The following is a 24,701-nucleotide window of genomic DNA, read 5'->3' on the forward strand; positions in this document are numbered from 1 at the left end:
TGATTATTTTCAGAAGCTTTCGAAGATTTCTTCAACAACTTCAACCACTTGCGCTTCTGATCTCTCATCAGCGGGAGGCGAATTCTACAGCGTTACACGCTGCTGTCAACACCTCTTTTTCAACTTCTTTTTGGCTTCGATGGACTGAAGCAACACACTGCCGAAAACTGCGCAACTCATTGTTTACCAAGGAGTTTTCCGTTTCGACTGCGCGGGAAGTGGGGCGAATTATAGGCTCCTAGAATCTGTGGTCAACCTTCTTTTTCATATTTTTGCCATATAACTCAAAAAAAGCCCTAGAAACGAAAAAGCCGGCCCAAAAGGGCCGGCTTTCTGCTCATAGAGCCTTACAGACTAGGGAAAGCAAACTGCGACGCCTCATGACTGGCCCGCTGAGGCCAGCGCTGGGTAATCGCCTTGCGCCGGGTGTAAAAACGCACGCCATCCGGACCGTACGCATGTAAGTCACCAAACAGCGATCGTTTCCAGCCACCAAAGCTGTGATAAGCCACCGGAACTGGCAGTGGAACGTTCACCCCAACCATACCCACTTCAATCTCATCGCAGAACAGACGGGCCGCCTCACCATCACGGGTGAAGATGCACGTACCGTTCCCATACTCATGGTCGTTGATCAATTGCATCGCCGCCTCCAGGCTGCTCACCCGGACCACGCACAACACCGGACCGAAGATCTCCTCCTTATAGATGCGCATCTCAGGCGTCACACGGTCAAACAGGCTGCCACCGAGGAAGAAGCCATCTTCATTCCCGGTAATACTTAGCCCACGGCCATCGACCACCAACTCTGCACCCGAAGCAACACCGTCTTCTATGTAGCCGCTGACCTTATCCCGCGCCTGACCGGTTACCAGCGGCCCCATATCCAGCCCACACGTCGTGCCCGCACCTATCTTCAGCGCCTTAATCTGCGGCACCAGCTTGGCGATCAACGCATCAGCTACTTGGTCACCTACGCAGACGGCCACAGAGATGGCCATGCAGCGCTCCCCGCAGGAACCATACGCCGCGCCCATCAGCGCACTGACCGCATTATCCAAGTCCGCATCTGGCATCAGTACGGCGTGGTTCTTCGCCCCGCCCAGCGCCTGCACGCGCTTGCCGCGCTTGGTCGCTTCGGAATAGATGTACTCAGCAATCGGCGTCGACCCCACAAAACTCAGCGCTTTGACTTCCGGCGCCTCAATCAATGCGTCAACCGCGCCCTTATCACCGTGCACCACACTCAGTACGCCTTTAGGCAGACCGGCTTCCTGCAACAGTTGCGCAATCAGGAGCGTCGAACTCGGATCACGCTCCGAAGGCTTCAGGATGAAGCAGTTACCGCACACGATTGCCAGCGGATACATCCACAGCGGCACCATCGCCGGGAAGTTGAACGGCGTAATACCCGCTACCACGCCCAACGGCTGGAAGTCCGACCAAGCATCAATGTTCGGCCCAACGTTGCGGCTGTACTCGCCCTTCAGAATCTCCGGCGCCGAGCATGCGTACTCAACGTTCTCGATGCCACGCTTCAACTCACCCGCCGCGTCTTCCAGGGTCTTGCCATGCTCCTCGCTGATCAACTGCGAGATTCGCGCTTCGTTCTGTTCCAGCAACTGCTTGAAACGAAACATCACCTGGGCACGCTTGGCCGGCGGGGTATTACGCCACGCCGGGAATGCGGCCTTGGCCGAGTCGATCGCCTGTTGAATGGTTTCACGGCTGGCCAGCGGAACTTGGTGAATCACCTGGCCGGTGGACGGGTTATATACGTCGGCACTGCGACCACTGTCGTTGACCAACTCACCGTTGATCAAATGCTGGATAAGGCTCATGCAGGGCTCCTGAAAAGTTGTTCTATATAGAAAGAGAAATCAGTCGATCTTGTTCAGCACTTCGCCGACCGCATCAAACAGACGATCCAGATCCTGCGGCTTGCTGTTGAAGGTTGGCCCGAACTGCAGGGTGTCGCCGCCAAAGCGCACGTAGAAACCCGCCTTCCACAAAGCCATGCCTGCCTCGAATGGACGCACGATGGCATCACCGTCACGCGGGGCAATCTGGATCGCGCCGGCCAAGCCGTAGTTGCGAATGTCGATCACGTTCTTGCTGCCCTTCAAACCGTGCAGCGCATTCTCAAAGTGCGGAGCGACTTCGGCTACGCTCTGCACCAGGTTTTCCTTCTGCAACAGGTCGAGTGCCGCCAGGCCAGCCGCGCAAGCAACGGGGTGCGCCGAGTAGGTGTAGCCGTGTGGAAATTCCACCGCGTACTCAGGCGTCGCCTGGTTCATAAAGGTCTGATAGATCTCGCTGCTGGCAATCACCGCGCCCATGGGGATCGCGCCATTGGTGACTTGTTTGGCGATGCACATCAGATCCGGAGTCACGCCGAAGCTGTCGGCGCCGAACATCGAGCCGGTACGGCCAAAACCGGTAATCACTTCGTCAAACACCAGCAGGATGTTGTGCTGGTCACAAATCTCTCGCAGGCGCTTGAGATAACCCTGCGGCGGCACCAACACGCCAGCGGAACCAGCCATCGGTTCGACAAACACTGCCGCGATGTTGGAAGCGTCATGCAGCTCGATCAGCTTGAGCAACTCATCGGCCAATGCGATGCCGCCCAGCTCAGGCATGCCGCGGGAGAAGGCATTGCTTGCCAGCAAGGTGTGCGGCAAATGGTCAACGTCCATCATCGCCTGGCCAAACATCTTACGGTTGCCGTTCACGCCGCCCAGGCTGGTGCCCGCGATGTTCACACCGTGATAGCCACGGGCGCGGCCGATCATCTTGGTCTTGGTGGCTTGGCCCTTCAGGCGCCAGTAGGCACGCACCATCTTCACCGCAGTATCGGCACACTCGGAGCCGGAGTCAGTGAAGAACACATGATTAAGGTTGCCTGGGGTCAGGTCGGTAATCTTTTCCGCCAGCTGGAAGGACAACGGATGACCGTACTGGAAGCCCGGGGAGTAATCCAACGTACCCAATTGCTTGGCCACCGCTTCCTGGATTTCCTTGCGTGTGTGCCCGGCGCCGCACGTCCACAGGCCAGACAACGAGTCGTACACCTTGCGGCCTTTGTCATCGGTCAACCAGCTACCTTCGGCGGCCACGATCAGGCGCGGGTCACGCTGGAAGTTGCGGTTGGCCGTGTAGGGCATCCAGTGCGCGTCCAACTTCAGTTGGCTGGCCAGGGACGATGGGGCGTTTTCAGGCATGTTCATCAGCAAAACCTCGCAGGGCAAAAGGCCGCGTCGGGATTGAAACGCGTTGTTGCAGCTAAATTGCCACGGCGATAAAGTCGGTGAAATTCAACTCTTCTAACCTTCAGTCAGGCCTTCACTAAACTATGAGCAGCCGTCGACCCGATCCCCTCGCCCAAGTGAGCGACTTTGATATTCGCCTGCTGCGCATCTTCCGGAGTGTGGTGGAATGCGGCGGCTTCTCGGCAGCGGAAACCGTGCTCGGCATCGGGCGCTCGGCCATCAGTCAGCAAATGAGCGACCTTGAACAGCGTCTCGGATTGCGCCTCTGCCAACGTGGCCGCGCGGGGTTCTCACTGACCGAAGAAGGCCGCGAGGTCTATCAGTCAGCCCTGCAACTATTAAGTGCACTGGAAAGTTTTCGCACCGAGGTCAACGGTCTGCACCAGCATTTGCGCGGCGAGTTGATCATTGGCCTCACCGACAACCTCGTCACCCTGCCCCACATGCGCATCACTCACGCCTTGGCCCAATTAAAGGAGCGCGGCCCAGACGTGCAGATCCAAATCCGCATGATCGCCCCCAATGAAGTCGAACAAGGCGTACTCGATGGTCGTTTGCATGTGGGCGTAGTGCCCCAGGCCAGCGCCCTTTCGGGATTGGAGTACCAACCGCTGTACAGCGAACGCTCGCTGCTCTATTGCGCAGTCGGCCATCCGTTGTTTTACGCCGAAGACAAGCAGTTGGGCGACGAGCGCATCGACAGCCAGGACGCCATCGCTCCAACATTCCGTTTGCCTGCCGAAATCCAGGCCCATTACCAAGCGCTCAACTGCACCGCCAGCGCCTCGGACCGCGAAGGCATGGCGTTCCTGATCCTGACCGGCCGCTACATCGGCTACCTGCCCGACCACTACGCCAGCCTCTGGGTACAACAAGGCCGACTGCGTGCGCTGAAATCGGCTACGCGTTTTTACGATTTAAGCCTCGCATCGGTCACACGCAAGGGCCGTCGCCCTCATTTGGTGCTGGAAAGCTTCCTCGACAGCCTGGCCACAACGCGCTAGCTCAGGCTTTACGCTAAAAGCTGAGCAACTGGACAGCTTTTTGCAAGAACAGATGGAACTTGACCATCCGCCTTGAGTTAACCCGCCATGCCACCAGAATCATCCACCCCCAGCGACCTGATCTACGGCCTCAACGACCGCCCCAAACCCGCCCCGGCATTTCTGGCCGCACTGCAGCACGTGCTGGCCGCTTTTGTCGGCATCATCACTCCGCCACTGATCATCGGCTCCACTCTGGGCCTGACCGCCCATTTGCCCTATCTGATCAGCATGGCGTTGATGGTGTCCGGTGTCGGCACATTCATCCAGGCGCGTAGGCCATTTGGGATAGGCGCCGGGATGATTTGCCTGCAAGGCACCAGCTTTGCCTTTCTCGGCGCGGTACTGTCGGCAGGCTTCCTGGTGAAACAACGCGGCGGCAGCCCGGAAGACATCATGGCGATGATCTTCGGCGTGTGCTTTTTCGGCGCGGCGGTGCAGATCGTGCTGAGCCGTTTTATCGGCCAACTGCGCCGAGTCATCACGCCTTTGGTGACAGGGATTGTCATCACGCTAATCGGCATCAGCCTGATCAAAGTCGGCATTACCGACCTCGGCGGTGGCTTCAACGCCCCTGACTTCGGCGCGCCCACCAATCTTGCATTGGGCCTGTTCGTGGTGCTGACGATCATTCTGCTCAACCGTTCCAACACGCCCTGGGTGCGGCTCTCGGCGATCATTATCGGCCTGGCCCTTGGCAGCCTGGCGGCGTGGTTCAGCGGCAAACTCGTGCCCCAAGCCCTGCCGGACTTACCTCTGGTGAGCCTGCCGATTCCGTTTCGCTTTGGATTCAACTTCGACTGGAGCGCTTTCCTACCGATCGCGCTGATTTACCTGATCAGCAGCATCGAGACCGTCGGCGACCTCACCGCCAACTGCATGATCGCCCGCCAGCCCATCAGCGGCCCTTCTTATATAAGCCGACTCAAGGGAGGCGTACTGGGTGATGGCGTGAGTTGCATGATCGCGGCCACTTTCAGTGCCTTCCCCAACACCACCTTTGCTCAGAACAATGGCGTGATCCAACTCACTGGCGTGGCCAGCCGTTACGTTGGTTTATATATAGGCGTGGTGCTGTTTTGCCTCGGTTTGTTTCCGTTGATTGGTGCGGTGCTGCAGCAAATCCCCAAACCCGTATTGGGCGGCGCGACCCTGGTGATGTTCGGCAGTGTGGCCGCCGCTGGCGTGCGCATCCTCGCCCAGGCGCCGCTGGACCGACGCAGCATGCTGATCATCGCCACGTCGTTTGGCGTCGGCCTGGGCATCGCCGCCCAACCCAATCTGCTTCACCTGATGCCAACCCTGGTGCAGAACTTGTTCGACTCCGCCATCACCAGCGGCGGGCTGACCGCCATCGTACTGTGCCTGCTACTGCCGGAATCCAAGGCGATCGAAACTGCCGCAAACCAAGCGCCGGAAAGCGACACCTTGGAACTGCTTTAAGGGTTTTATTGCATCGGGACTTGTCTGAGGCTTGAGGGTGGGTTATCTGTGCACACGTCGTCTCTATCGATCAGCACGGTAATCTCCATGAGCCTCGAAGTTCCTGCCCACAGCAACCACGCCGGTAAGCCCGCCAGCCGCATTCGGCAAAAGAACGAACAAGCGATTCTCCAGGCTGCTGAAGATGAATTCGCGCGCCATGGCTACAAGGGCACCAGCATGAACACTATTGCTGCCAGCGCCGGATTGCCGAAGGCCAACTTGCACTACTACTTCACGAACAAGCTGGGCCTGTATATCGCCGTGCTCAGCAATATCCTCGAACTGTGGGACAGCACCTTCAACACGCTGACCGCCGAGGACGACCCTGCCGTGGCCCTCTCCCGCTACATCCGCACCAAGATGGAGTTTTCGCGACGCCAACCCCAGGCCTCGCGGATCTTCGCCATGGAGATCATCAGCGGCGGCGAATGCCTCACCGAATATTTCAGCCAGGATTACCGCACGTGGTTCAGTGGCCGGGCGGCAGTGTTCCAAGCCTGGATCGACGCCGGCAAGATGGACCCCATCGACCCCGTGCACCTGATCTTCCTGCTGTGGGGCAGCACCCAGCACTACGCAGACTTCGCCACCCAGATCTGCCGCGTCACCGGTCGCACCAAGCTGACCAAGCAAGATATGGAAGATGCCGGCACCAACCTGATCCACATCATTCTCAAAGGCTGCGGCATCAAGCCGAGCCTCTAGACGAAGTCACTTATGCCTTTCACGCTCACCGGCCTTTGCGAGTTTCGTGAAGAAATACGCAAAAGCCGCTTCATCACCCTCGCCGCCCCGATCACCAGCCCGCAGGACGCTCAGGCTTTTTTCGAGCAACACAGCGACCTGAACGCCACGCATAACTGCTGGGCCTGGAAGCTGGCCGACCAATACCGCAGCAGTGACGACGGCGAACCCGGTGGCACTGCCGGGCGGCCGATTCTCGCAGCCATCGAAGCCCAGGGTTTTGATCAAGTCGCGGTATTGGTGATTCGCTGGTACGGCGGCATCCAATTGGGCACCGGCGGCCTCGCCCGTGCCTATGGCGGCGGAGCGAACAAATGCCTGCAGAATGCCGAGCGTCTCGAACTGATCAGCCGCGTACCACTGAGTTGCGCCTGTGGATTCTCCGAACTGAACTTGGTGAAGCTACGCGTTGCTGAACTTGGCGGGCTAGTGGTGGAAGAAAATTTCACCGCCAACGGTGTGGAGTTGCAACTGGCACTGGGTGAGGCGCACATCGACACGCTCCAAGCCCAACTCGCCGACCTGAGCCGTGGGCGTATCCTGCTGCAACGCTGAAACTGTTACTGTTATTTGCTGAATCCCCCTGAACCGCGACTCTAAAGGAAGCTTTTCATGTCTACGCCAAAAACCGCACTGATCATCGGCGCCTCGCGCGGGCTGGGCCTTGGCCTGGTCAAGCAATTGCTCCAGGACGGCTGGGACGTGACCGCCACCGTGCGTGATCCGAGCAAGGCTGATGCCCTTAAAGCGGTGGGTCCGGTGCAGATCGAAAAACTGGACATGGACGATCAGCAAGCCGTGATCGCCCTGGCCCAGCGCCTCAAAGAGCGCACCTTCGACCTGCTGTTCGTCAACGCCGGCGTCAAGGGTCCGGCCAACCAGGAGCCCGGTCACGCCACTCTCGCGGAAGTCGGCCAGTTGTTTTTCACTAATGCCGTGGCGCCGATCAACCTGGCGCAGCGCTTTGTCGGGCAGATCCGCAAAGACAGCGGCGTGCTCGCATTCATGAGTTCGGTATTGGGCAGCGTAACGATCCCCGACGGCTCAGACCTGGCGCTGTACAAGGCCAGCAAGGCCGCGCTGAACTCCATGACCAACAGCTTCATCACTCAACTGGGCGACCACACACTCACTGTTCTGTCACTGCATCCGGGCTGGGTGAAGACCGACATGGGCGGCGAAAACGCGCACATCGATGTCGACACCAGCGTGCGCGGCCTGGTGGATCAGGTAAATGCCTACACCGGCAAAGGTGGTCACCACTTCGTGGACTACAAAGGCGACACCATCGCCTGGTAAGCGACGAGCAGCGTTATCGACTGATTGCCGTCGATAACGCTGCGCGCGTAGACTGCGCCCTCGCCCCAACCGGCGACCCTGGATCAGCAGACAGGGCAACACTGAGCTGGCAAACCTGAACCCATCATTCAGAGGAGCCGGCCAATGCCTGCGACCCGTATCTGGTTAAAAAACCCCCTCGCGATTTTCACTGCCAATGGCCTTGATGCCCGTGGCGGCCTGGTGCAGCAGGACGGTGTGATCACCGAAGTGCTGGGCTGGGGAAAAGAGCCCGCTGTGCCTTGTGGACAGGTGTTCGACGCACGCGAACACGTGATCCTGCCCGGCCTGATCAACACCCACCATCATTTTTACCAAACCCTCACCCGTGCCTGGGCGCCGGTGGTCAATCAGCCGTTGTTCCCCTGGCTGAAAACCCTGTACCCGGTGTGGGCGCGTCTGACGCCCGAGAAACTTGCTCTGGCCACCAAAGTCGCCTTGGCCGAATTGCTGCTCTCGGGCTGCACCACCGCCGCCGACCACCACTACCTGTTCCCCGACGGCCTGGAAAATGCCATCGACGTGCAAGTTGATACGGTGCGCGAATTGGGCATGCGCGCCATGCTTACCCGGGGCTCCATGAGCCTGGGCGAAGCCGACGGTGGCCTCCCGCCGCAACAGACCGTGCAACAAGGGCAGGTCATCCTCGACGACAGCCAGCGCCTGATCCGCGAATACCACCAACGCGGCGACGGCGCACAGATCCAGATTGCCCTGGCGCCTTGCTCGCCGTTCTCCGTCACACCGGAAATCATGCGTGCCAGCGCCGAACTGGCCAACAGCCTAGACGTGCGCCTGCACACCCATCTGGCGGAAACCCTCGACGAAGAAGATTTCTGCCTGCAACGCTTCGGCCTGCGCACCGTGGATTACCTCGACAGCGTGGGCTGGCTCGGCCCACGCACTTGGCTGGCACATGGCATTCACTTCAACCCTGATGAAATCGCCCGCCTTGGCGCCGCCGGTACCGGTATCTGCCACTGCCCAAGCTCAAATATGCGCCTGGCGTCCGGCATCTGCCCTACCCTCGACTTGCTAGCCGCGGGCGCGCCCATCGGCCTGGGCGTGGACGGTTCCGCCTCCAATGATGCATCGAACATGATTCTCGAAGCACGACAGGCCCTGTACATCCAGCGTCTACGTTATGGCGCAGAAAAGATCACCCCCGAAGGCGTGCTCGGCTGGGCCACCAAAGGTTCGGCGCAGTTGCTGGGGCGTACGGATATCGGTGAATTGGCCGTGGGTAAACAGGCGGATCTGGCGCTGTTCAAACTTGATGAGCTGCGGTTCTCCGGTAGCCATGATCCGATTTCGGCGCTGCTGTTGTGTGGTGCGGATCGTGCGGATCGGGTGATGGTCGCGGGCAAATGGCGAGTGATCGACGGGCAGGTCGAGGGCCTGGATCTGAAACGTTTGATCGCCGATCACAGCCAGGCGGCGCGACGATTGATCGCAGGGACCTAAGTAAACACCGTTCAACATGCGGGAGGGGAACGTCGATTCGTCGCACCGCCCCTCCCGCTTTTTATCTGCGGTGTTCTTACAATCCCAGCAGCGACAACATGATGAATGTCGCAAACAGCACAAAATGGGTCATGCCTTCGATAGCGTTGGTTTCGCCATCGTTGAGGTTGATCGCACTGACAATCAGCGTGATAAACACCATCACCGTTTGCACCGGCGTCATCGCCATCTGGAAAGGCTGGCCAGTGTAGAGCGCCATGGCCTCCATCACCGGCACCGTCAAAATCACCGTCGACAACGACGCTCCCAGTGCAATATTCACCACCGACTGCATGCGGTTGGCCAATGCGGCGCGCAAGGCCGTGAGAATTTCCGGTGCCGCCGAAATGGCTGCAACCACAATCGCCGTAATCACCGGCGGTGCGCCCGTGCCTTCCAGACCCAGGTCGAGGGTCTTGGACATCACCTCGGCCAACGCGCCAATCACAATCACGCCAAACACCAACGTGCCGATGGAGAACACCAGATTCACCGGCGGCGTTTGCTCCTCTTCCGGCAGTTTTTTGCGGCGTTTTTCCGGATAGCTGTAGCTGAAGAAATAACTGTGCGGCCCCACCTGCATGCGCAGGAACAAGGTGTAGAGCACCACCATCGCGCCAATGGTGAAGGCCGAGTAAATTTTCCAGTCAGCTTCGGGGATGAATTCCGGCACCACCATCGACACGCCCATGGCGGTGAGGATCATCACGCTGTAGGTGCGCGCCGAGTCGTCGTTATAGGACTGCTCGCCGTGCTTGATGCCGCCCATCAAGGCGGCCAGGCCGAGGATGCCGTTGATATCCAGCATCACTGCCGAATAAATAGTGTCACGCACCAGGGTGGGCGATGGCTCATTACTCATCATGATCGCCAGGATCACCACTTCCACCAGCACGGCGGCCAGGGTAAGGATCATGGTGCCGTAGGGGTCGCCAACTTTCTCCGCCAGTTGCTCGGCGTGGTGGGCCACGCGCATCGACGCCACTACGATAAAACCAATCAGCGCCACGCCTGCCAACAGCGCGACTATTTGCCCGCTGTGCAGCATCCAGTGCTCCAGCGGGTAGGCGGCGATGGCGGCAATCAGCGCCAGTAGCATGAATTTTTCTTGCTTGAGGGAGGTGAGCATTCGAGGCCTTTTTCGTACAGCAAATCAGTCATTGATGGGGTACAGACTGCGCCACGCTGCTAACGTTTCGTTACACCTTAGTTCACAACCCTCTTGCGCGAATAAAACGAATACTCTCCTGCCGGTCAGGTTTTACCGATTATTTCGGCTATGCCCTGTAGAATGCCGCCATTGCACCTGATGAGAATTTAGACATGTACGATTGGCTCAACGCCCTGCCCAAGGCTGAACTGCACCTGCACCTGGAGGGCTCGCTGGAGCCTGAGCTGCTGTTCGCCCTGGCCGAGCGCAACAAGATTGCGCTGCCATGGAACGACGTCGAAACCTTGCGCAAGGCCTACGCGTTCAACAACCTGCAAGAGTTTCTGGACCTGTATTACAAGGGCGCCGATGTGCTGCGCACGTCTCAGGACTTCTACGACCTGACCTGGGCCTACCTGCTGCGCTGCAAAGAGCAGAACGTGATCCACACCGAACCCTTCTTCGACCCGCAAACCCACACCGACCGTGGCGTGCCGTTCGAAGTCGTACTCAACGGTATCGCCGCAGCACTCAAAGATGGCGAGCAGCAACTGGGCATCACCAGCGGGCTGATCCTCAGCTTCCTGCGTCACCTGAGCGAAGACGAAGCACAAAAAACCCTCGACCAGGCGCTGCCGTTCCGTGATGCGTTCGTGGCCGTGGGCCTGGACAGCTCCGAGATGGGTCACCCGCCAAGCAAGTTCCAGCGCGTGTTCGACCGTGCCCGCCATGAAGGCTTCCTCACCGTTGCCCACGCCGGCGAAGAAGGCCCACCGGAGTACATCTGGGAAGCCATCGACCTGCTGAAAATCCAGCGAATCGACCATGGCGTGCGCGCCATCGAAGACGAACGCCTGATGCAGCGCATCATCGACGAGCAGATCCCACTCACCGTGTGCCCGCTGTCCAACACCAAGCTCTGCGTGTTCGACGACATGGCCCAGCACAACATCCTCGACATGCTTGAGCGTGGCGTGAAAGTGACCGTGAACTCCGATGACCCTGCCTACTTCGGCGGTTATGTCACCGAGAACTTCCACGCGCTGTACACCTCCTTGGGCATGACCCAGGACCAGGCCAAACGCCTGGCGCAGAACAGCCTGGATGCGCGACTCGTAAAGCCCTGACGTGAGCGAATGTTGGAGTGAGCGCCTGTGACCACGGCGCCTGCTCCTACAGCGCGGCCAATCGGGCGATCTCTTCAAGCCCGACGTCGTTGACCACCACAGCCTGGGACTCGTTGACCAGGCTGATCCAGTTCGATTGCAGGAACAACTGAAACAGCCCAGCACCCAGCGCGCCCCCGAGGTGTGGTTGCTGCTGGCTCCAGTCAAAACAATCGCACAGCAGCGGCATTGCCAATGCTTGGGTAAAAATGCCCAGGCCCGCCATTTGCTGCGCGCCCTTGAATGTGACGGCGAGGCGTTGCTCATGGCGCTCGATCCACCTCGCCGCCATCATTCGTTCATACAACTGCGCCGCCAGCTCGCCACCAAGATGACCATGACACAGCCGAGCACGGCGTAATGACGGCGGCGCAACCAAGACCTGCGTTGAAACACCCGGCGCACTGCGTGTGGCACTGGCCAGGGTAGTACTGGCCAAGGCATGGATGGCGGCGCTGACATCGCCGTCTGCCAAGCGAAACAGTCGCTTGCCATACCGCGCTTCGGTTCGCAGCAAGCCGCTACTGGTCAGCCGCGCCAGATGTGCATTGGCCGAGGCCGACGGTAGACCGGTAAGTGCCGCCAGTTCCTTCGACGACTTCGCCGAGCCGTCCATCAAGGACCACAGCATGGCTGTGCGTTTTGGCTCAGCAAGCAAGCTGGCAATCTGACTAATGCATGGTGCTTCTTCCATCGATTCACTCCCTGTCGAATTACTTTTCTGATGCGGTAGGCGCCAGAGTATAAGTGCGCCAAGGGCGGGTTCCGTGGCGTCTGACAGCCAGAGTAGGGACGGGTTTTGAGTGAAATTTCCTTGCGTTACGGAGGCTATTACACGACGTCCAATCGCTCCGACAATTGAGCCGTCAATGTCGCACAGCGAGCTACAAGCATTTCCCGCAGCAGGTTGATGGGTTTGCTCAACTGCGCGCGATGGGCACACAGCAGATTGAGCGGCGTGCGCTCGCCGCGCAGCTCCGGCAGGATCAGGCGCAGTCGTCCAGCCAGCACGTCGGTGCTCACATCCAGCCAGGATTTATAGGCAATGCCCATACCCGCCACGGCCCAGCGGCGCACCACATCGGCGTCGTCGCTGAAGCGGTCGCCGCTGACCGTCAGGCTGACTTCGCGCTTGCCGTCGTGAAACGTCCAGTGGTCATGCACTCGGGTGCCGAGCATATACAGCAAGCAATTGTGCTGGGCCAATTGCTCCAGGTGTCGAGGCTCACCGTGGCGTGCGAGGTAACTGGGGGCTGCGCACAGCACACGAACGTTGCGCGGCGCGACGGGCAGTGCAATCAGGCTGGAGTCCTCGGGCTCACCATAACGCAGGGCAATGTCCACCGGCTGGCGGAACAGGTCGGCAATCCGGTCACCCAACAGCAGGCGTACGGCGAGCTGCGGATACTCACGCTGGAACTCGTCCAGCCACGGCAGCAGTTGGTTGCGGCCGAAATCCGAGGGCGCCGACAGTTGCAGCACACCGCTGACATGGTCCTGACCGCTGGCCAAAAGACGTCGCCCTTCATCAAGGGAGCTCAACGAGGCGCGGGCGTATTCCAGAAAGCCCTCGCCTTCGGCAGTCAGGCGCAGGCTGCGGGTGGAACGGGCCAGCAAGCGCGCGCCCAATTGTTGCTCGATACGCTTGAGCGCCGCGCTGGCCACGGCAGGCGACAGGTCCATCACCCGCGCCGCCGCCGACAAACTCCCCAAGTCCGCAGCGCGCACAAACAACTGCAAATCATCAAAACGCAGCATCCACCCACCCATTATCAAAATATTATTGAAACAGAGTGCTGTTTTAGCCGCTTTTATCTTCAGGGGAAATGACCAATCATCTGTCCATCCCGTTCATTACGTATCTGGAATTGAATATGCCCACAGCTTTTAACGTCATCGCAACGCTGATCGCCAAACCTGGCCAACAGGCCACCCTGGAAACCCTGCTGCGCGGCCTGCTGGAACCTACCCGCCTTGAAGCCGGTTGCGAGCAATACGACCTGCACCAAGACCTGCAACACCCCGAGACTTTCTACATGCTCGAACGCTGGAGCGATGACGCCGCACTGGCCGACCATGACCAAAGCGCACATATCCAAAGTTTTCGCGCCAAGGCCGCTGATGTACTCGAACACTTCGAACTCAAGCGCCTGAAGTTTCTCGCCTGATCACCGCCTTTTTCCGGAGCCCTCATGAAAGCCATTGCCTACTACGCATCACTGCCAATCACCGATGAAAAATCCCTGCAAGACATCGAATTGCCGGCGCCCGTCGCCGGCCCACGCGACCTGCTGGTGGAAGTCAAAGCCATCTCGGTGAACCCCGTGGACACCAAGGTCCGCCAGAACGTCGCCCCGGAAAACGGCGCCGCCAAAGTGCTGGGCTGGGACGTCGCCGGTGTGGTCAAGGCAGTCGGCAGTGACGTGAGCCTGTTCAAGGTCGGCGACAAGGTGTTCTACGCCGGCTCCTTGGTACGCCCAGGTGGCAACAGTGAACTGCACACTGTGGACGAGCGTATCGTCGGCCATATGCCCAAGAGCCTGAGCTTTGCCGAAGCCGCCGCGCTGCCGCTGACCGCCATCACCGCCTGGGAACTGCTGTTCGAGCGCCTGCAGGTGCGTGAAGGTAAAGAAGACGAAGGCCAGAGCCTGCTTATCGTTGGTGCCGCAGGTGGCGTGGGTTCGATCCTGACCCAACTGGCCAGCCAGCTCACCGGATTGAAAGTAATCGGCACCGCCTCGCGCCCGGAAACCCAGGAATGGACCAAGGCCCTCGGCGCCGACCTGGTGATCGACCACAGCCAACCGCTGAGTGAAGCGTTGAAACAAGCCGGCCACCCGCAGGTCACCCACGTCGCCAGCCTGACCCAAACCGAGCATCACCTGGACCAGTTGGTCGAAGCGCTGCAACCTCAAGGCAAGCTGGCACTGATCGACGACCCCAAGGCGTTGGACGTGAGCAAACTTAAGCGCAAGAGCCTGTCGCTGCATTGGGAGTTTATGTACACGCGCTCGATGTTCGAGACGCCGGACATGATTGAGCAGCACAACCTACTCAATCGCGTGGCCGAGCTGATCGACGCTGGCACCTTGAAAACCACGGTGGGCGAGCACTTCGGCGTGATCAATGCGGCGAATCTGCGCCGGGCCCATGCACTGCTGGAAAGCGGCAAGGCCAAGGGCAAGATCGTGCTGGAAGGGTTCTAAAACAACGGCTGTCAGTGTTGTCCGTTATTCGTGTGAGTAATGGACGACACCGCTAGTCAGAGAGTTGATCTTTGTCATATTTGTGAGCGTATCCGGGGTTTATATTGGCCGCCTTTGCCACGATTCTTTTACGTGAGGAAGTCAGCAATGAAGATCCTGATAAAAGCGTTAGCAAAATCCCAGTGGGAGGTCCGTCTGGACCAGAAAGCCATTACTTTCCACACTGAAGCCGAGGCGCGCGCCTTTGCCGATACCCTGCAAGCGCGTATCAAGGCGCCCCACCGTTTTCCAATCAGCCAGCAACACTCCGCCGCTGGCTGACCCACCTCTCAGCCCTGCGCCTGCAAGGCTCTGGCCCGTTGCAGGCGTTGGGTCGACACGGCCACCGTCACCGCCAATACACCGCACAGGCTGATGACCATAGCCATTGGCATGGCCGTGCCATCGTGCAACACCCCCACCAGCGACGCCGCCCCCGCCGCCACACCGAACTGGATGCAGCCGAGCAATGCCGACGCACTGCCTGCCCGAGCGCCCTGCCCGCTCATGGCACACGCCGAGGTGTTGGGCAAAATGCAGCCCAGACTGGCGATGCAGATAAACAGCGGCACCAGCAATGGCCATAGCGCATCGGTGCGCAACGCCGTGATGCCCAGCAGCGTCAGACCCGCCAGCAGATACACCCACACCGAACGCGACAGCAAAAACGCCGGGCCACGCTTGGCCAGCAAGCGAGCGTTGAGCTGCGCCACCAGGATGAAGCCAGCGGCGTTGGAGCCGAATACCCAGCCGTAATGCTCAGCGGGCACGCCATACAGTTTGATAAACACGAACGGTGAACCCGCGATGTAGGCAAACATCCCGGCAATCGACAGCGCGCCGGTAAGGGCGTAACCGAGGTAAACCCGGTCGGACAACAGCCCAAAATAGCGGCGCAACGAGCCCGACAACGGCTGGCGTGGCTGATGGGCTGGAAAGGTTTCAGGCAAGCCGAATGCCACGGCGATAGCGGCCATCACACTGAAGACCGTCAATGCCAGGAAAATCGACTGCCAGCCCCACAACCCGACCATCACCCCGCCGGCCAGCGGCGCAAGAATCGGCGCCAGGCCGGTCACCAGCATCAACTGGGAAAACACCTTGGCCGAGCCCACGGCATCGCATTTGTCGCTGACCACCGCGCGGGAAATCACCATGCCCGCGCAACCGCCCAGGGCCTGCACGAAGCGCGCGCCAATCAGCCAATCGAGGGAGGGCGCGTAGGCGCAGGCGAAGGACGCCAGGGTAAACAGGGTCACGCCGCTGAGCAGCGGCCCGCGCCGACCAAAACGGTCCGCCAGCGGGCCATAGATCAATTGGCCAATGGCCAGGCCGGCGAAGTACACCGCCAGGGTCAGCTGGATGTGTTTTTCATCGGTGGCAAACGCCGTGGCCATCGCCGGGAAGCCCGGCAGGTAGAAATCGATCGCCAGCGGCGCAAAGGCGCTCAAGGCACCCAGAATCAGGATTATGCGAAGGTTCATCAGGCACCCAAGAGAGTCGGCAGCCCGACAGTCTAGCCGGGCCTGGATGCCTTGAACATAACGATAGCTCGCTAACTATTAAAATCAGGCGAGCTTGGCGCTGTAGCCTTCCTCAGTGATCAAGCTGATCACCTCTTCGGCAGACAAGCGGCTTTCCACGCCCACTTCCTTGGCGGCCAGGTCGACCTTCACACTGGCGCTTGAATCCTTACTCTGTACCGCCTGGGTCACCGCCCGGACGCAATGGCCGCAGGTCATTCCTTCAACACTGAATACTTGCATGACATAACTCCTTTGATGAGGTTGAACCCAGTCTCGACCTTGCCACAATGGCAAGGTCAAGTTCTGAAAAAATCGGCCGGGCTGGTATTCGGCGGCACTGTCGGCCAAGCTTGAACCATCTTTGATTCACACCACGGAGCATTCGCCATGCGCTGGTCGTATTTTGCCCTTGCCGGCTTGATGAGTTTGTCTGCCGCTGCGCCCATGGCCAGTGCCGATCAAGACTATGCGGTGTTGATCATTTCCCGGGAACGCCTGGAAGTGCTGACCAATTGCGAGATCGGCCTGTACATCCAAGACCAGTTGGCCGGGCGCCTGTACCAGGAGCAGGCCACCTCGTTCAACCTGCCCGCCGGCAATGTGTCACTGCGCCTGAAGCTGCTGCCGGGCCAAGCTGCGGGCTGCCTGCCTGGCCTGCTCGCCCCGCCCGCGCAAAACATCACGCTCAAGGCCGGTGACGTACGCAAGTTACGGATCGCCCAGGGCCCGGATGGCATGTACCTCAAAGCGGCTGCATTGGATTACTGAAGGCGCTTGACCTTACCCACAGGTCAAGGTTGATGCTAGGGGCAACTTCTTCTGGAGGAATGCCCCATGAATGGATCCACCACCTTTGATCTGCCCATCAGCGGCATGACCTGCGCCAGCTGTGCCGGGCGTGTCGAGCGTGCGCTGGGCAAGGTGCCGGGGGTGCAAAGCGTCAGTGTCAACCTGGCCAACGAGCGCGCCCACGTCGAAGTGCAGGGCCAAATGGACCCCGCCGTGCTGATTGCGGCGGTCGACAAGGCCGGTTACAGCGCCAGCCTGCCTCAAAGCGAAATCGCCACCGATACCGATCAAGCCCAGCGCCTGCACCGCGAGCGTTGGTCGCTGCTGCTGGCCATTGCGCTGGCATTGCCGTTGGTGCTGCCGATGCTGGTGGAGCCCTTTGGCCTGCACTGGATGCTCCCCCCCTGGGTGCAGTTCGCCCTCGCCACGCCGGTGCAATTCATTTTCGGTGCGCGCTTCTACATAGCCGCCTGGAAAGCCGTACGCGCCGGCGCCGGTAATATGGACCTGCTGGTCGCCATCGGCACCAGCGCCGGTTACGGCCTGAGCATTTATGAATGGCTCACCGCACATGCGGGTATGGCACCGCACCTGTACTTCGAAGCTTCAGCGGTGGTAATTGCCTTGGTATTGCTGGGCAAATACCTGGAAAGCCGTGCTAAACGCCAGACTGCCAGCGCCATCCGTGCGCTGGAAGCCCTGCGCCCTGAACGTGCACTGCGTGTGCAGGATGGCCGTGAAGAAGACGTCGCCATCAGCGCGTTGAAGCTCGATGACCTGGTGTTGGTCAAACCCGGCGAGCGTTTCCCGGTGGACGGTGAAGTGATCGAAGGCCAAAGCCATGCCGACGAGGCGTTGATCAGCGGTGAAAGCCTGCCGGTGCCGAAACAACCCGGCGATAAAGTCACCGGCGGTGCCATCAACGGCGAAGGTCGTCTGCTGGTGCGCACCACCGCCCTTGGTGCCGAAAGTGTCCTGGCACGCATCATCCGCCTGGTGGAAGACGCCCAGGCCGCCAAGGCGCCGATTCAGAAACTGGTGGATAAAGTCAGCCAGGTCTTCGTCCCGACCGTGCTGGTACTGGCGGTGCTCACGCTGGTGGGATGGTGGCTGTACGGCGCGTCGCTGGAGACCGCGATTATCAACGCCGTGGCGGTGCTGGTGATCGCCTGCCCTTGCGCCCTTGGCCTGGCCACGCCGACTGCAATCATGGCCGGCACCGGTGTCGCCGCCCGCTACGGCATCTTGATCAAGGACGCCGAAGCGCTGGAGCGCGCCCACGCAGTGAGCGCCGTGGTCTTCGACAAGACGGGCACCCTCACCTCCGGCACGCCAAAAATCGCCCACTTGGTCGCGGTGGATGGCAATCAAGCCCTGCTGCTGCAACAGGCCGGCGCGCTGCAACGCGGCAGCGAACATCCCCTGGCAAAAGCCGTGTTGGATGCCTGCAGCGAACAAGGGCTGAAGGTGCCTGATGTAAGCGTCAGCCAATCCCTGACCGGGCGCGGCATTGCCGGCACCCTCGACGGTCGGCCACTGGCACTGGGCAATCGCCGTCTGCTGGAAGAAATCGGCTTGAGCGCGGGTGACTTGGCAGGTGTCGCCAGCGATTGGGAGTCCGAAGGCCGCACCCTGTCCTGGCTGATCGAACAGGGTCCACAACCGCGCGTACTCGGGTTGTTCGCCTTTGGCGACACCCTCAAACCCGGTGCGTTGGAAGCCGTTGAGCAACTCAAGGCCCAGCACATCAGCAGCCACTTGCTCACCGGCGACAACCGCGGCAGCGCCCGCGTGGTGGCGCACGCACTGGGCATCGAAGATGTTCACGCTGAAGTGCTGCCCGCCGATAAAGCCGCCACCGTCGCCGAGCTGAAAAAAACCGACGTGGTGGCGATGGTCGGCGACGGCATCAACGACGCCCCGGCCCTGGCGGCGGCCGATATCGGCATCGCCATGGGCGGAGGCACCGACGTGGCCATGCATGCTGCCGGTATCACCCTGATGCGCGGCGATCCACGCCTGGTGCCGGCCGCTCTGGAGATCAGCCGCAAGACCTACGCAAAAATCCGCCAGAACCTGTTCTGGGCGTTTGTGTATAACTTGATCGGTATTCCCCTGGCCGCATTCGGCCTGCTCAACCCGGTGCTGGCGGGCGCGGCTATGGCCTTGTCCAGCGTCAGCGTGGTGAGCAATGCACTGTTGTTGAAAACCTGGAAACCCACTGACCTGGAGGATCAACGCCCATGAACATCGGCCAAGCCGCACGCCAAAGCGGGCTGAGCGCCAAGATGATTCGCTACTACGAATCCATCGGCCTGCTCAAAGCCGCCCAACGCACCGACAGTGGCTACCGTGTGTACGGCCCGGACGACTTGCACACATTGGCGTTTATCAAACGCTCGCGGGATCTGGGGTTTTCATTGGAAGAGGTCGGCAAGCTGCTGACCCTGTGGCAGGACCGGCAACGGGCCAGCGCCGACGTGAAAGCCTTGGCGCGCCAGCATATCGAGGCGCTGAACCAGAAGATTCTGGAGCTGGGGCAGTTGCGGGATACGTTGCAAGATCTGGTTGAGCACTGCCAGGGCGATCATCGGCCGGATTGTCCGATTCTCAAGGAGTTGGCGTCGGGAAGCTGCTGCGCGTGAGGCTCTAACTGACTGACTACAAAACCAATGTGGGAGGGGGCTTGCTCCCGATGGCGGTGGGTCAGTCTCAATATCTGTAACTGACACACCGCTATTGGGAGCAAGCCTCCTCCCACATTTTGATCTTCATTTACCCGAAGATCATTGCATCCAAGGCGGCGGTGGCGGTTCTTCGGACGCTTTGCTCGGCGGAGCATCATCTGCCGCCCGAATCGCTTGCTTGCGCTCTTCATCCAGCCGCGCCGCTTCAATCTCGCGAATCACACCGCCCACATCCGCCAACTCTTCCGGCTCGTCGAACTCGCCGGTCAAGACGCTGGCCGGGTGCAAGGTACCGGCTTCGTACAGCGCCCACATTTCCTTGGCGTACTTGGTCTTCTTCAACTCCGGGGCAAAACGCCCGAAGTAGGAGGCCATGTTGCCCACATCCCGTTCCAGCATGTTGAACGCGTGGTTGTTGCCCGCCGCATCCACCGCCTGGGGCAGGTCAATAATCACCGGGCCCGTGGGGGTAAGCAGTACGTTGAACTCGGACAAGTCACCGTGTACCAGGCCGGTACACAGCATCAGCACGATCTGGGAAATCAGGAAGGCGTGGTATTCGCGCGCCTGGTCCGGCTCCAGTGTCACGTCATTCAGACGCGGCGCCGCATCGCCGTACTCGTCGGCCACCAGCTCCATCAACAGCACGCCTTCGAGGAAGTCGTAGGGCTTGGGCACGCGAACGCCCGCGCCGGCCAGGCGGAACAGTGCCGCCACTTCGGCGTTCTGCCAGGCATCTTCGGTTTCTTTCTTACCGAACTTGGAGCCCTTGGCCATGGCCCGGGCCTGACGGCTGTTACGGACCTTACGGCCTTCCTGGTATTCGGATGCCTGACGAAAACTTCGTTTGTTCGCCTCCTTGTAAACCTTGGCGCAACGCAATTCGTTGCCGCAGCGCACCACATAAACAGCTGCTTCTTTACCACTCATGAGAGGGCGCAGCACTTCGTCGACCAGACCGTCTTCGATCAGGGGTTCAATGCGTTTAGGAGTCTTCATCAGCTTTTATTGTGGGTCCTTTATTACCAAATACGCGTATGGCACTCGTTATACGGCAATCGGCTCGCCGGTGGGAGGGGCTACCGATCTTTGACCACTCAAGAATGCATCCTATATGCCAGTTTCGGCTGCAATCAACGCTCAATGATCGCCGTCACCCCTTGACCGCCCGCCGCGCAGATCGAAATCAGCCCTCGGCCCTTGCCCGCCGCATCCAGCAACTTAGCCAGGTTGGCGACGATACGCCCGCCGGTGGCGGCAAATGGGTGCCCGGCGGCCAGGGAGCTGCCCTTCACATTCAACCGGCTGCGGTCGATGGCGCCCAACGGCGCGTCCAGCCCCAGGCGGGTCTTGCAGTAATCCGCATCTTCCCAGGCTTTTAGCGTGCACAACACCTGGGCCGCGAATGCTTCATGGATCTCGTAATAATCGAAGTCCTGCAGCGTCAGGCCATTCCTCGCCAACAGACGCGGCACCGCATACACCGGAGCCATCAACAGGCCTTCGGCGCCGTTGACGAAATCCACCGCCGCCGCTTCGCCATCGCGCAGATACGCCAGGATCGGCAGCCCCCGCTCCTTCGCCCAAGCCTCACTGCCCAGCAGCACCAGGGATGCACCATCGGTGAGCGGTGTGGAGTTGCCAGCGGTGAGCGTGCCCTTTTCGCTGCGCTCGAAGGCGGGCTTGAGGGCGGCGAGTTTTTCCAGGGTCAGGTCGGGACGCAGGTTGTTGTCGCGGGTCAGGCCCAGAAACGGGGTGAGCAGATCGTTGTGCCAGCCCTCGGCATAGGCGGCCGCCATTTTCTGGTGGCTCTCCAGCGCAAGCTGGTCTTGCTCGGCCCGGGGGATCTGCCAGGTCTGCGCCATCAACTCACAGTGCTGGCCCATGGACAAACCGGTACGCGGCTCGCCATTGCGCGGCAGTTCTGGTTTGAGGTGATGGGGACGAAGTTGTAACAGGACTTTTAATTTATCCGCCATGGATTTGCTGCGGTTGGCTTGCAGCAGGATCTTGCGCAGCCCTTCATTCACCCCAATCGGTGCGTCTGACGTGGTGTCCACCCCGCCGGCGATGCCGCATTCGATCTGGCCCAAGGCAATCTTGTTGGCCACCAGCAATGCCGACTCCAGCCCGGTGCCGCAGGCTTGCTGGATGTCATAGGCTGGGGTCTGCGGTGACAGGCGCGAGCCCAGCACGCATTCGCGGGTCAGGTTGAAGTCGCGCGAATGCTTGAGCACCGCGCCGGCGGCCACCTCGCCCATGCGCAGGCCGTGCAGGTTGTAGCGTTCGATCAAGCCTTCCAAGGCGGCGGTCAGCATCGCCTGGTTGCTCGCCGTGGCGTAGGGGCCATTGGAACGGGCGAAAGGAATGCGGTTACCGCCAATGATCGCTACACGGCGCAATTGAGTCATGGAAAGCTCCCTCTGTCTGTTATGGGCTTGATCACTGAGCCTAGTCGAACGACTGCTACCCTGGGATGGTCAACCTTTGAACCCCAGCCTTCGGAGAGCGTTCCATGTCTGACCGTTATATCGACTTCGCCAACTCAAGCCTCGGCCATCGCCTGGTCGCCGCCCTTGGCCTGCCGTCACCGGTACGCCTGGAACGCTGGCAAGCCGGACGCCTACGCCCGGTAGACGGTGCACTGCTGCTGGGCGGTGGAGCCATGACAAGCAAGGTGCAGGCATTTGCCAACAAACTCACCGACGCGATTTATACCTACGGCGCCGAGTCATCGACGTGGATTCCCGGGCACGGCCCCAAGCTTAAGGCCGTGGTGTTCGATGCCAGCGAGCTGCAACACACCGACCAGCTCAAGCAACTGCGCGAGTTCTTCCAGCCCCTGCTGAAAAACCTCGATAACAGCGCCCACCTGGTGATCCTCGGCCGCGCCCCGGAAAGTCTCAGCGACCCGTTTGCCGCCAGCGCCCAGCGGGCCTTGGAAGGGTTCAGCCGCTCCTTGGCCAAGGAACTGCGCAACGGCGGAGTGTTGCAATTGCTCTACGTCGGCGAAGGTGCCGAAGACCAGCTGGAAGGCGCGCTGCGTTTCTTCCTCTCACCGAAAAGCGCCTACATTTCCGGCCAGGTGATTCGCCTGGAGGCTTGCGCCACGCCCGTTGAGGACTGGACCCGCCCACTGGCCGGGCGCAAGGCGCTGGTCACGGGTGCGGCGCGTGGCATCGGTGCGTCTATCGCTGAAACCCTGACCCGCGACGGCGCTGAGGTCATTCTCCTTGACGTCCCCCAGGCCAAGGCCGACCTCGAAGCCCTGGCGGCGCGCCTGGGTGCTCGCACGGTGGTGCTGGATATCTGCGCCGAAGACGCCGCCAGCCAGTTGATCGAACACCTGCCCGATGGCCTCGATATTCTGGTGCATAACGCCGGTATCACCCGTGACAAAACCCTTGCCAACATGACCCCGGAATATTGGGATGCGGTGCTCGCGGTCAATCTCAATGCACCGCAGGTATTGACCAAAGCGCTGCTCGACAGCGGCAGCCTGCACGACAACGCCCGCGTGGTGGTGCTGGCGTCCATCAGCGGCATCGCCGGTAACCGTGGGCAAACCAACTATGCCGCGAGTAAGGCGGGTTTGATCGGCCTGGTGCAGGCGTGGGCACCGTTGCTCAAGGAGCGCGGGATCAGCATCAATGCCGTGGCGCCAGGCTTTATCGAAACCCAGATGACCGCACACATCCCGTTCGCCCTGCGTGAAGCCGGGCGCCGCATGAGCTCCCTGGGCCAAGGCGGTTTGCCGCAGGACGTCGCCGAAGCTGTGGCCTGGCTGGGCCAGCCCGGTTCCGGCGCGGTCAGCGGGCAAGCATTGCGGGTGTGCGGGCAAAGTCTATTGGGAGCGTGAGCATGGAATGGCAGACCTTAGGCAATACCCCGTTTCTGCCGCCGTTGTATTGGCGAGCGGCGCTCAAGCGCAAGATTACCGGCAGCACACTGCCTGAACAGGGGCTGCGCTGCCGGGTCAGCGTCAACCCCAAGGACGTCGCGGCGTATCGCAAGGTATGCGGTTTTGCCGACAGCCCGATCCTACCGGCGACCTACCCACACATCCTGGCGTTTGGATTGCAAATGCAGTTGCTCACGGCCAAGGCATTTTCCTTCCCGTTGCTGGGGTTGATCCACCTGAGCAATTGCATTCGAATCCATCGCCCATTGGGCGGGGTAAACGAACTCTTCATAAGCGTGCACGCGCAAAACCTCCAACCTCACGCCAAGGGCGCAACCTTTGAGGTGGTAACCACCGTCGAAGATTCTCTCGGAGTGCTGTGGGAAGCCGAGAGCCGAATGCTCTGCCGAGGCGTAAAACTCGAAGGCGAAGCTGCCGATGACACCCAGCCCACACCTGCACACATCAGCGAACTGACCCGCTGGAAGGCCCCTTCGGATATCGGCCGTCGCTATGCGAGGGTCTCCGGCGACTACAACCCGATTCACCTGAGTGCCCCGACCGCCAAGTTGTTTGGCTTCCCCCAGGCCATCGCCCATGGACTGTGGAACAAGGCCCGCACACTGGCCGCACTCGGTGAGCACCTGCCCGCTGCCAATGTAGAAATCGAAGTGGTATTCAAAAAACCGGTGCGCCTGCCCAGCGAAGTGACGTTGCACAGCAGCACCGCCGGTTCCAGTGGCGAATTACTGTTGAAAGGCGCGGGGGATATTGAACATATGGTGGGGAAATGGCGGCCAATCGCATAACAAAACCTGCTTAATTGTATATATACGCCATAAGTAATAGCGG

24 protein-coding genes are annotated in these 24,701 nt (G+C 60.3%); 15 read left to right on the forward strand and 9 right to left on the reverse strand.

Annotated elements, in window-relative coordinates; all coding sequences use genetic code 11:
• Positions 1–347 precede the first annotated feature (347 nt).
• Positions 348–1,841: a CoA-acylating methylmalonate-semialdehyde dehydrogenase gene (locus G9Q84_RS27020; protein ID WP_032887095.1), complete on the reverse strand. Its 1,494-nt coding sequence runs from the start codon at positions 1,839–1,841 to the stop codon at positions 348–350.
• 39 nt (positions 1,842–1,880) lie between these two features.
• Positions 1,881–3,230, reverse strand: a complete 1,350-nt coding sequence (gene aptA, locus G9Q84_RS27025; protein WP_032887096.1) for an omega-aminotransferase AptA — start codon at positions 3,228–3,230, stop codon at positions 1,881–1,883.
• 125 nt (positions 3,231–3,355) lie between these two features.
• On the opposite strand from aptA, the gene G9Q84_RS27030 reads away from it, so the two are divergent.
• From G9Q84_RS27030 to G9Q84_RS27055, 6 genes are all read left to right on the forward strand, one after another.
• Positions 3,356–4,276 carry a LysR family transcriptional regulator gene (locus G9Q84_RS27030; protein WP_032887097.1) on the forward strand — a complete coding sequence of 307 codons (921 nt, stop codon included), beginning with the start codon at positions 3,356–3,358 and terminating at the stop codon, positions 4,274–4,276.
• 87 nt (positions 4,277–4,363) lie between these two features.
• Positions 4,364–5,758, forward strand: coding sequence for a uracil-xanthine permease family protein (locus tag G9Q84_RS27035; RefSeq protein WP_181644392.1), 1,395 nt, complete (start codon positions 4,364–4,366; stop codon positions 5,756–5,758).
• Between the two features lie 87 nt (positions 5,759–5,845).
• A complete protein-coding gene (locus G9Q84_RS27040; RefSeq protein ID WP_032887099.1) occupies positions 5,846–6,505 on the forward strand; it encodes a TetR/AcrR family transcriptional regulator in 660 nt (219 codons plus the stop codon).
• Between the two features lie 12 nt (positions 6,506–6,517).
• Entirely contained in the window at positions 6,518–7,099 is a 582-nt protein-coding gene (locus tag G9Q84_RS27045; RefSeq protein ID WP_032887101.1) for an IMPACT family protein, read from the forward strand.
• Positions 7,100–7,156: 57 nt separating this feature from the next.
• Positions 7,157–7,843 carry an SDR family oxidoreductase gene (locus tag G9Q84_RS27050; protein ID WP_032887102.1) on the forward strand — a complete coding sequence of 229 codons (687 nt, stop codon included), beginning with the start codon at positions 7,157–7,159 and terminating at the stop codon, positions 7,841–7,843.
• A gap of 144 nt (positions 7,844–7,987) precedes the next feature.
• Entirely contained in the window at positions 7,988–9,346 is a 1,359-nt protein-coding gene (locus G9Q84_RS27055; RefSeq protein WP_032887103.1) for an 8-oxoguanine deaminase, read from the forward strand.
• 76 nt (positions 9,347–9,422) lie between these two features.
• Here the strand turns inward: G9Q84_RS27055 and G9Q84_RS27060 are convergent, their stop codons facing one another.
• Positions 9,423–10,514 carry a calcium:cation antiporter gene (locus tag G9Q84_RS27060; RefSeq protein ID WP_032887104.1) on the reverse strand — a complete coding sequence of 364 codons (1,092 nt, stop codon included), beginning with the start codon at positions 10,512–10,514 and terminating at the stop codon, positions 9,423–9,425.
• Positions 10,515–10,708: 194 nt separating this feature from the next.
• On the opposite strand from G9Q84_RS27060, the gene G9Q84_RS27065 reads away from it, so the two are divergent.
• Positions 10,709–11,662, forward strand: a complete 954-nt coding sequence (locus G9Q84_RS27065; RefSeq protein WP_032887105.1) for an adenosine deaminase — start codon at positions 10,709–10,711, stop codon at positions 11,660–11,662.
• Positions 11,663–11,708: 46 nt separating this feature from the next.
• Here the strand turns inward: G9Q84_RS27065 and G9Q84_RS27070 are convergent, their stop codons facing one another.
• Both G9Q84_RS27070 and G9Q84_RS27075 read right to left on the reverse strand, forming a co-directional pair.
• Positions 11,709–12,395, reverse strand: coding sequence for an ArsR/SmtB family transcription factor (locus tag G9Q84_RS27070; protein ID WP_032887106.1), 687 nt, complete (start codon positions 12,393–12,395; stop codon positions 11,709–11,711).
• Between the two features lie 137 nt (positions 12,396–12,532).
• Entirely contained in the window at positions 12,533–13,459 is a 927-nt protein-coding gene (locus G9Q84_RS27075; protein WP_181644393.1) for a LysR family transcriptional regulator, read from the reverse strand.
• Between the two features lie 116 nt (positions 13,460–13,575).
• Here G9Q84_RS27075 and G9Q84_RS27080 point away from each other — a divergent pair, with 116 nt between their 5' ends.
• The 3 genes from G9Q84_RS27080 (at position 13,576) to G9Q84_RS27090 (ending at position 15,228) form a co-directional block, all read left to right on the forward strand.
• Positions 13,576–13,869: a putative quinol monooxygenase gene (locus G9Q84_RS27080; RefSeq protein WP_032887109.1), complete on the forward strand. Its 294-nt coding sequence runs from the start codon at positions 13,576–13,578 to the stop codon at positions 13,867–13,869.
• A gap of 24 nt (positions 13,870–13,893) precedes the next feature.
• Positions 13,894–14,907 (forward strand): zinc-binding alcohol dehydrogenase family protein, encoded by a 1,014-nt coding sequence (locus tag G9Q84_RS27085; protein ID WP_122682039.1) that lies wholly within the window; start codon positions 13,894–13,896, stop codon positions 14,905–14,907.
• A gap of 147 nt (positions 14,908–15,054) precedes the next feature.
• Positions 15,055–15,228 carry a hypothetical protein gene (locus tag G9Q84_RS27090; RefSeq protein WP_163033283.1) on the forward strand — a complete coding sequence of 58 codons (174 nt, stop codon included), beginning with the start codon at positions 15,055–15,057 and terminating at the stop codon, positions 15,226–15,228.
• 8 nt (positions 15,229–15,236) lie between these two features.
• On the opposite strand, the gene G9Q84_RS27095 is transcribed toward G9Q84_RS27090, so the two are convergent.
• Positions 15,237–16,430: a multidrug effflux MFS transporter gene (locus G9Q84_RS27095; RefSeq protein WP_181644394.1), complete on the reverse strand. Its 1,194-nt coding sequence runs from the start codon at positions 16,428–16,430 to the stop codon at positions 15,237–15,239.
• Between the two features lie 84 nt (positions 16,431–16,514).
• Positions 16,515–16,712 (reverse strand): heavy-metal-associated domain-containing protein, encoded by a 198-nt coding sequence (locus tag G9Q84_RS27100; protein WP_032887113.1) that lies wholly within the window; start codon positions 16,710–16,712, stop codon positions 16,515–16,517.
• Between the two features lie 147 nt (positions 16,713–16,859).
• Between G9Q84_RS27100 and G9Q84_RS27105 the strand changes: the two genes are divergently transcribed.
• The 3 genes from G9Q84_RS27105 to cueR all read left to right on the forward strand — a co-directional run bounded on the left by G9Q84_RS27105 (position 16,860) and on the right by cueR (position 19,906).
• Positions 16,860–17,240, forward strand: a complete 381-nt coding sequence (locus tag G9Q84_RS27105) for a hypothetical protein (RefSeq protein ID WP_032887115.1) — start codon at positions 16,860–16,862, stop codon at positions 17,238–17,240.
• Between the two features lie 66 nt (positions 17,241–17,306).
• Complete coding sequence (locus G9Q84_RS27110; RefSeq protein ID WP_181644395.1) at positions 17,307–19,508, forward strand: heavy metal translocating P-type ATPase; 2,202 nt, start codon at positions 17,307–17,309, stop codon at positions 19,506–19,508.
• Entirely contained in the window at positions 19,505–19,906 is a 402-nt protein-coding gene (cueR, locus tag G9Q84_RS27115; protein WP_181644396.1) for a Cu(I)-responsive transcriptional regulator, read from the forward strand. Before G9Q84_RS27110 ends, cueR begins: the two co-directional genes overlap by 4 nt.
• 141 nt (positions 19,907–20,047) lie before the next feature.
• On the opposite strand, the gene G9Q84_RS27120 is transcribed toward cueR, so the two are convergent.
• Together G9Q84_RS27120 and G9Q84_RS27125 are read right to left on the reverse strand one after the other, a co-directional pair.
• Entirely contained in the window at positions 20,048–20,947 is a 900-nt protein-coding gene (locus tag G9Q84_RS27120; RefSeq protein WP_032887119.1) for a PA4780 family RIO1-like protein kinase, read from the reverse strand.
• Positions 20,948–21,081: 134 nt separating this feature from the next.
• Entirely contained in the window at positions 21,082–22,359 is a 1,278-nt protein-coding gene (locus G9Q84_RS27125) for an acetyl-CoA C-acetyltransferase (protein ID WP_181644397.1), read from the reverse strand.
• A gap of 104 nt (positions 22,360–22,463) precedes the next feature.
• Between G9Q84_RS27125 and G9Q84_RS27130 the strand changes: the two genes are divergently transcribed.
• Both G9Q84_RS27130 and G9Q84_RS27135 read left to right on the forward strand, forming a co-directional pair.
• Complete coding sequence (locus G9Q84_RS27130) at positions 22,464–23,807, forward strand: 3-oxoacyl-ACP reductase (RefSeq protein ID WP_181644398.1); 1,344 nt, start codon at positions 22,464–22,466, stop codon at positions 23,805–23,807.
• Between the two features lie 2 nt (positions 23,808–23,809).
• On the forward strand, positions 23,810–24,658 hold the full coding sequence (locus G9Q84_RS27135; protein ID WP_181644399.1) for a MaoC family dehydratase: 849 nt from the start codon (positions 23,810–23,812) through the stop codon (positions 24,656–24,658).
• Positions 24,659–24,701 lie beyond the last annotated feature (43 nt).

Source organism: Pseudomonas sivasensis (assembly GCF_013778505.1).
Taxonomy (GTDB): Bacteria; Pseudomonadota; Gammaproteobacteria; order Pseudomonadales; family Pseudomonadaceae; genus Aquipseudomonas; species Aquipseudomonas sivasensis.

Excerpts from the sequence above, each read along its gene's own strand:
- G9Q84_RS27075 (WP_181644393.1), bottom strand. The coding sequence starts at position 13,459 with ATGCTGCGTTTTGATGATTTGCAGTTGTTTGTGCGCGCTGCGGACTTG.
- G9Q84_RS27125 (WP_181644397.1), bottom strand. The coding sequence starts at position 22,359 with ATGACTCAATTGCGCCGTGTAGCGATCATTGGCGGTAACCGCATTCCT.
- G9Q84_RS27080 (WP_032887109.1), top strand. The coding sequence starts at position 13,576 with ATGCCCACAGCTTTTAACGTCATCGCAACGCTGATCGCCAAACCTGGC.
- G9Q84_RS27105 (WP_032887115.1), top strand. The coding sequence starts at position 16,860 with ATGCGCTGGTCGTATTTTGCCCTTGCCGGCTTGATGAGTTTGTCTGCC.
- G9Q84_RS27020 (WP_032887095.1), bottom strand. The coding sequence starts at position 1,841 with ATGAGCCTTATCCAGCATTTGATCAACGGTGAGTTGGTCAACGACAGT.
- G9Q84_RS27090 (WP_163033283.1), top strand. The coding sequence starts at position 15,055 with ATGAAGATCCTGATAAAAGCGTTAGCAAAATCCCAGTGGGAGGTCCGT.
- G9Q84_RS27035 (WP_181644392.1), top strand. The coding sequence starts at position 4,364 with ATGCCACCAGAATCATCCACCCCCAGCGACCTGATCTACGGCCTCAAC.
- G9Q84_RS27060 (WP_032887104.1), bottom strand. The coding sequence starts at position 10,514 with ATGCTCACCTCCCTCAAGCAAGAAAAATTCATGCTACTGGCGCTGATT.
- G9Q84_RS27030 (WP_032887097.1), top strand. The coding sequence starts at position 3,356 with ATGAGCAGCCGTCGACCCGATCCCCTCGCCCAAGTGAGCGACTTTGAT.
- G9Q84_RS27050 (WP_032887102.1), top strand. The coding sequence starts at position 7,157 with ATGTCTACGCCAAAAACCGCACTGATCATCGGCGCCTCGCGCGGGCTG.
- G9Q84_RS27045 (WP_032887101.1), top strand. The coding sequence starts at position 6,518 with ATGCCTTTCACGCTCACCGGCCTTTGCGAGTTTCGTGAAGAAATACGC.
- G9Q84_RS27055 (WP_032887103.1), top strand. The coding sequence starts at position 7,988 with ATGCCTGCGACCCGTATCTGGTTAAAAAACCCCCTCGCGATTTTCACT.
- aptA (WP_032887096.1), bottom strand. The coding sequence starts at position 3,230 with ATGAACATGCCTGAAAACGCCCCATCGTCCCTGGCCAGCCAACTGAAG.
- G9Q84_RS27065 (WP_032887105.1), top strand. The coding sequence starts at position 10,709 with ATGTACGATTGGCTCAACGCCCTGCCCAAGGCTGAACTGCACCTGCAC.
- G9Q84_RS27100 (WP_032887113.1), bottom strand. The coding sequence starts at position 16,712 with ATGCAAGTATTCAGTGTTGAAGGAATGACCTGCGGCCATTGCGTCCGG.
- G9Q84_RS27095 (WP_181644394.1), bottom strand. The coding sequence starts at position 16,430 with ATGAACCTTCGCATAATCCTGATTCTGGGTGCCTTGAGCGCCTTTGCG.
- G9Q84_RS27130 (WP_181644398.1), top strand. The coding sequence starts at position 22,464 with ATGTCTGACCGTTATATCGACTTCGCCAACTCAAGCCTCGGCCATCGC.
- G9Q84_RS27070 (WP_032887106.1), bottom strand. The coding sequence starts at position 12,395 with ATGGAAGAAGCACCATGCATTAGTCAGATTGCCAGCTTGCTTGCTGAG.
- G9Q84_RS27040 (WP_032887099.1), top strand. The coding sequence starts at position 5,846 with ATGAGCCTCGAAGTTCCTGCCCACAGCAACCACGCCGGTAAGCCCGCC.
- G9Q84_RS27085 (WP_122682039.1), top strand. The coding sequence starts at position 13,894 with ATGAAAGCCATTGCCTACTACGCATCACTGCCAATCACCGATGAAAAA.
- G9Q84_RS27120 (WP_032887119.1), bottom strand. The coding sequence starts at position 20,947 with ATGAAGACTCCTAAACGCATTGAACCCCTGATCGAAGACGGTCTGGTC.
- G9Q84_RS27135 (WP_181644399.1), top strand. The coding sequence starts at position 23,810 with ATGGAATGGCAGACCTTAGGCAATACCCCGTTTCTGCCGCCGTTGTAT.
- cueR (WP_181644396.1), top strand. The coding sequence starts at position 19,505 with ATGAACATCGGCCAAGCCGCACGCCAAAGCGGGCTGAGCGCCAAGATG.
- G9Q84_RS27110 (WP_181644395.1), top strand. The coding sequence starts at position 17,307 with ATGAATGGATCCACCACCTTTGATCTGCCCATCAGCGGCATGACCTGC.